A 1393-nucleotide genomic window follows, 5' to 3' on the forward strand; every position below is an offset into this window, starting at 1 on the left:
TGGGTGAGGGGTGGGCGTCGGTGGCGACGGGCATCGATGTACCGGCACGGCCCCTCGCGTCGGATCCCGGGTGCGGGTGCGTTGTGGTGGCCGGTCCGGATTTCAGCCCCGGCCGGGAAAGTTTCAGCCCCGGCCGGGGAAGGGTTCAGCGGCCTCCGGCGTTTGAGGGGCGGGGGCTGGGGCGGGTAGGGGTGGAGGGGGCGAAAACCATCCTGCGCCCGGCCTGACTCCGTCGCCCCGGGACCTGCTCTCGTCGCCTCCGGGAGGGGAGTGGGTCCGGTGTCTGGGTGGGGGCGGTGGCGCTGGGGGGAGTTGTTTTGTATCTTGTAGGAACAAAGTGGTTCCCGTCCGCAACTCCCTGACCGGCGGGCGGGGCCGCCTTGTTTCCCGGGGGGTGTTCTGTCCCCCTGTCTGCGTTTTGGAGCCTGCCGATGACCACGGCCACCACCGTTCTGACCGCCCGTGCATTCCTGCTCGACATGGACGGCACCCTCGTCAACTCGGACGTCGTCGTCGAGCGCTGCTGGCGCGGCTGGGCCGACCGGCACGGGCTGGACGGGGACGAGGTCATGAAGGTCGTTCACGGCAGGCAGGGATACGCCTCGATGGCGGTGCTGCTGCCGGACCGTCCCATGGAGCAGAACCACGCGGACAACGCGCGGATGCTGGCCGAGGAGACCGCCGACATGGAGGGCGTCGTCGCGATCCCGGGTGCGCCCGAGTTCCTCGCCTCCCTGGCCGGAGTACCGCACGCGCTCGTCACCTCGGCGGATGTGGCGCTGTCCGGCGGGCGGATGGCCGCCGCCGGGCTCGGACTTCCCGATGTCCGCATCACCGCCGAGTCCGTCGGTGCCAGCAAGCCCGATCCCGAAGGCTTCCTCAAGGGGGCGGCCGAGCTGGGGATCGCGCCCGAGGACTGTGTCGTCTTCGAGGACTCCGGAGCGGGGATCGCCGCGGGGCGGGCTGCCGGGATGCGGGTCGTGGGTGTCGGTCCCCGGGCCGGGTTCCACGGGCCGGATGTGCTCGTGCGTGATCTGACCGAGGTGCGGGTCGAGGTCGTCGGAGACGGCACCGTCCGCCTTCACATCGGCTGAGGTCCTCAGCACCGGCTGGGGATACGGATCCCCTCCGGGGACGGCGACGGAGTCGGGCCGGGCGCAGGGTGGTTTTTCGCCCCCTCCGCCCCTACCCGTCCCACCCCTGGGGCTCCGCCCCAGACCCCGCTCCTCAAACGCCGGAGGGGCTGAATCTTCCCCGGCCAGGGCTGAAATCCGGACCGGCCACCACGACGCACCCGCGCCCGGAATCCGACGTGAGGGGCCGTGCCGGTACATCGATGCCCGTCGCCACCGACGCCCACCCCCCCCCCCCCCGCGCCGGGCGGGTGCCCCCG

At 72.1% G+C, this 1393-nt stretch carries 1 protein-coding gene; it reads left to right on the plus strand.

Annotated features, from left to right (window positions below; all coding sequences use genetic code 11):
• The first annotated feature begins 431 nt into the window (after nucleotides 1-431).
• Nucleotides 432-1094 (plus strand): HAD-IA family hydrolase, encoded by a 663-nt coding sequence (locus tag ACF07B_RS42920; RefSeq protein ID WP_369486410.1) that lies wholly within the window; start codon nucleotides 432-434, stop codon nucleotides 1092-1094.
• Nucleotides 1095-1393 lie beyond the last annotated feature (299 nt).

Origin of the sequence: Streptomyces sp. NPDC015532 (genome assembly GCF_043078065.1) — a bacterium.
GTDB lineage: Bacteria > Actinomycetota > Actinomycetes > Streptomycetales > Streptomycetaceae > Streptomyces.